At 63.8% G+C, this 3,920-nt stretch carries 2 protein-coding genes and 2 pseudogenes; all 4 read left to right on the plus strand.

The window, feature by feature from the left end; all coding sequences use genetic code 11:
- Nucleotides 1-313, plus strand: a pseudogene (locus EN969_RS20465) (DUF4167 domain-containing protein); the annotation flags it as partial.
- Nucleotides 314-532: 219 nt separating this feature from the next.
- A complete protein-coding gene (gene clpB, locus EN969_RS20470) occupies nt 533-3,139 on the plus strand; it encodes an ATP-dependent chaperone ClpB (RefSeq protein ID WP_063169066.1) in 2,607 nt (868 codons plus the stop codon).
- A gap of 59 nt (nt 3,140-3,198) precedes the next feature.
- Entirely contained in the window at nt 3,199-3,564 is a 366-nt protein-coding gene (locus EN969_RS20475) for an MmcQ/YjbR family DNA-binding protein (protein ID WP_013529465.1), read from the plus strand.
- 150 nt (nt 3,565-3,714) lie between these two features.
- Nucleotides 3,715-3,920, plus strand: a pseudogene (locus EN969_RS20480) (hypothetical protein); the annotation flags it as partial.

The raw sequence follows: 3,920 nt of genomic DNA on the forward strand, positions 1-3,920 counted from the left end.
GCCCCAGGGCAACGAGATCCCGGTCCAGGGCGAAGCCGTTTCGCCGACCGAATCTGTGGCGCCGGCCGAACCGGCTCCGTCGTTCGAGAACCTTTCCCCGGCAGGTCTTGCCGCCCAGGCCGAACTCAACGAGGCGGCCGCCGAAAGCGGTGCTGCCCGTCGTCCGCGTCGTCCGCGCCGCCCGCGCGTCAACGCCGATCAGGTTGATGGCGGTAGTGACAATGCCAGTTCCGGGACCGACGCCGGCGAGGTGGCTGCGGCCCCGGCCGACAGCGGCAACGCCCAACCGGTCAATGTCGATATCGATAACTGACCCAACGGCATTTCAAGGCATTGAGCGGCGGAGAGAAATCTCCGCCGTTTTCGTTTGGGCGGCCGTGCAATATTATGTGGTTGCCGATATCGGGACGTCTTGAGGGTTCAGCGCCTGTGCACCATATCAGCCTCAACTGGACCCGGCTCGAATGAGCGGGTCCGTCACCGCAATCGGATCCGGTGCCGCAAAGCGGGCCGGTGATGGAAGGAGACAGATATGAACCTTGAGAAATACTCAGAGCGCGTGCGCGGCTTTATCCAGTCCGCGCAGACCATGGCGCTTTCCCGCAACCACCAGCAATTCACCCCTGAACATATCCTGAAAGTGCTCGTCGACGACGACGAGGGCTTGGCCGCGTCGCTGATCGAACGCGCCGGCGGCAACATCCGCGACGTCAAGCTTGGCGTCGAGACGGCGCTCGAAGCGATGCCCAAGGTCGAGGGCGGCAATGGCCAGCTCTATCTGGCCCAGCCGCTGGCGAAAGTGTTTTCGACCGCCGAGGAACTGGCCAAGAAAGCCGGCGACAGTTTTGTCACGGTCGAGCGGCTCTTGCAGGCGCTCGCCATGGAAAAGTCGGCCAAGACCGCCGACATATTGGCCAAGGCCGGCGTCACCGCGCAGGCGCTCAACCAGGTCATCAACGATGTCCGCAAGGGCCGCACCGCCGATTCGGCGAGTGCCGAACAGGGCTACGACGCGCTGAAGAAATACGCGCGCGACCTGACTGCGGATGCCCGTGCCGGCAAGCTGGACCCCGTGATCGGCCGTGACGACGAGATCCGCCGCACCATCCAGGTGCTGTCGCGCCGCACCAAGAACAATCCGGTGCTGATCGGCGAACCCGGCGTCGGCAAGACGGCGATCGCCGAAGGCCTGGCACTGCGCATCGTCAATGGCGACGTACCGGAATCGCTGAAGGACAAGCAGCTGATGGCGCTCGACATGGGCGCGCTGATTGCCGGCGCCAAATATCGCGGCGAGTTCGAGGAGCGGCTGAAGGCCGTGCTCTCCGAAGTCACCTCGGCCAGCGGCAACATCATCCTGTTCATCGACGAGATGCACACGCTGGTCGGCGCCGGCAAGGCGGATGGCGCCATGGATGCGTCCAACCTGTTGAAGCCGGCGCTGGCGCGCGGCGAGCTGCACTGCGTCGGCGCCACCACGCTCGACGAGTATCGCAAGCATGTCGAGAAGGATGCAGCCCTTGCCCGGCGCTTCCAGCCGGTTTTCGTCGACGAGCCGACGGTGGAAGACACCGTTTCGATCCTGCGCGGCCTGAAGGAGAAATACGAGCAGCACCACAAGGTGCGCATTTCGGATTCAGCGCTGGTGGCGGCGGCGACGCTGTCCAACCGCTACATCGCCGATCGCTTCCTGCCGGACAAGGCGATCGACCTGGTCGACGAAGCCGCATCGCGGCTGCGCATGCAGGTCGATTCCAAGCCCGAGGCGCTGGACGAGATCGATCGCCGCATCATGCAGCTCAAGATCGAGCGCGAGGCGCTGAAGGTCGAGACGGACGATGCTTCGAAGGACCGGCTCGCCCGCCTGGAAAAGGAACTCGTCGGCCTTGAGGAGGAATCGACCGAGATCACCGCCAAGTGGCAGGCCGAGAAGCAGAAGCTCGGGCTCGCCGCCGACCTGAAGAAGCAGCTCGACGAGGCGCGCAACGACCTTGCCATTGCTCAGCGCAAGGGTGAATTCCAGCGCGCCGGCGAGCTTGCCTATGGCAAGATTCCGGAATTGGAAAAGAAGCTGAAGGAGGCCGAGGCCCAGGACGGCAAAGCCGGCATGGTCGAAGAGGTGGTTACCCCCGACCACGTCGCCCATATCGTCTCGCGCTGGACCGGCATTCCGGTCGACAAGATGCTGCAGGGCGAGCGCGACAAGCTGCTGCGCATGGAAGACGAGATCGGCAAGCGCGTCGTTGGCCAGGGCGAGGCGGTGCAAGCTGTGTCGAAAGCGGTGCGGCGCGCCCGCGCGGGCCTGCAGGATCCGAACCGGCCGATCGGCTCGTTCATGTTCCTCGGACCGACGGGTGTCGGCAAGACCGAGCTGACCAAGGCGCTGGCGAGCTTTCTGTTCGACGACGAGAGCGCCATGGTGCGCATCGATATGTCGGAGTTCATGGAAAAGCACTCGGTCGCCCGGCTGATCGGCGCGCCTCCCGGCTATGTCGGCTATGAGGAAGGCGGCGCGCTGACCGAAGCGGTGCGGCGCCGGCCCTATCAGGTCGTGCTGTTCGACGAGATCGAGAAGGCGCATCCGGATGTGTTCAACGTGCTTTTGCAGGTGCTCGACGACGGCCGCCTGACCGACGGCCAGGGCCGCACGGTCGACTTCCGCAACACGCTGATCATCATGACGTCGAACCTCGGCGCCGAATATCTCGTCAACCTCACCGAGGACCAGGATGTCGATCTGGTGCGCGACGAGGTGATGAACGTCGTCAGGGCATCGTTCCGGCCGGAGTTCCTCAACCGCGTCGACGAGGTGATCCTGTTCCACCGGCTGCGCCGGCAGGATATGGGCCGCATCGTCGAGATCCAGCTCAAGCGGCTCGAGAGCCTGCTTGTCGACCGCAAGATCACGCTATCGCTGGACCAGGAGGCGGTGGATTGGCTGGCGGCCAAGGGCTACGACCCGGCCTATGGCGCGCGGCCGCTGAAGCGGGTGATGCAGAAGGAATTGCAGGACCCACTGGCGGAGAAGATCCTGCTCGGCGACATCCTCGACGGCTCGACCGTCAAGGTGACAGCCGGTTCCGACCGGCTGAATTTCCGCTCCAAACCGACGATCGTCGCGGCGGAAGCGGCAGCCTGATCCTGCGCCGCGCGTCCTTCCTGGACGCGCGGCGTTTTCATATAAAACGTGGGGTGGGGATGACACTGGACGACTACAACAGCTTCTGCGACTCGCTGCCTTCGACGACCCATGTCGTCCAGTGGGGTGGCGCCCATGTTTGGAAGGTGGGGGCCAAGGTCTTCGCGATCGGCGGCTGGGACGATGGCCAGCAGCTCTTCGTCACCTTCAAATGTTCCGATATCGCCTATGATGTGCTCAAGGAACAGCCGGGGCTACGGCCCGCACCCTATCTTGCCTCGCGCGGCATGACATGGATCCAGCGTCGGACAAGCCAGAGCATGGATGATGCCGCGCTGAAGGACTATCTGCGCGAGAGCCATCGCCTTGTCGCCCTGAAGCTTACCAGGCAGGCGCGCAAGGAATTGGGACTTGCCGAAAGCTAGCCTATATTCCTTGAGGCGCCGGAAAACCGCCATCTTCATGCCCGGTTCATGTTGGAACCATAGGATGGTGTAACTGGTTTGCTGGCGAAGGGGTTCGCCAGAAGACAATGCCGGCGGCGGCAAATTTACGGACCGGAGAATTTGGCCACCATGTTCCGCACGATCTTTGCCCTCTCGGCGCTAGCCGCCGGGCTTGTGTCTTCCGGGGCGTTCGCCGCGCCGACGACGGACAATGCGCCAAGGGTTGTCCGCGCTGCCGATACCGGGGGCATCCTTGTCGCCCAGGACGGTAATCTCGACATCTACTACGACGCCAGGGGCAACCGCGTGATCGTCGATGCCGATACCGGCAAGGT

This window comes from Mesorhizobium sp. M7A.F.Ca.CA.003.01.2.1, from assembly GCF_003998945.1.
GTDB lineage: Bacteria > Pseudomonadota > Alphaproteobacteria > Rhizobiales > Rhizobiaceae > Mesorhizobium > Mesorhizobium ciceri.

What these genes read in the sequence shown, in the direction of transcription:
- clpB (WP_063169066.1), top strand. Translation starts at nt 533, where the DNA reads ATGAACCTTGAGAAATACTCAGAGCGCGTGCGCGGCTTTATCCAGTCC.
- EN969_RS20475 (WP_013529465.1), top strand. Translation starts at nt 3,199, where the DNA reads ATGACACTGGACGACTACAACAGCTTCTGCGACTCGCTGCCTTCGACG.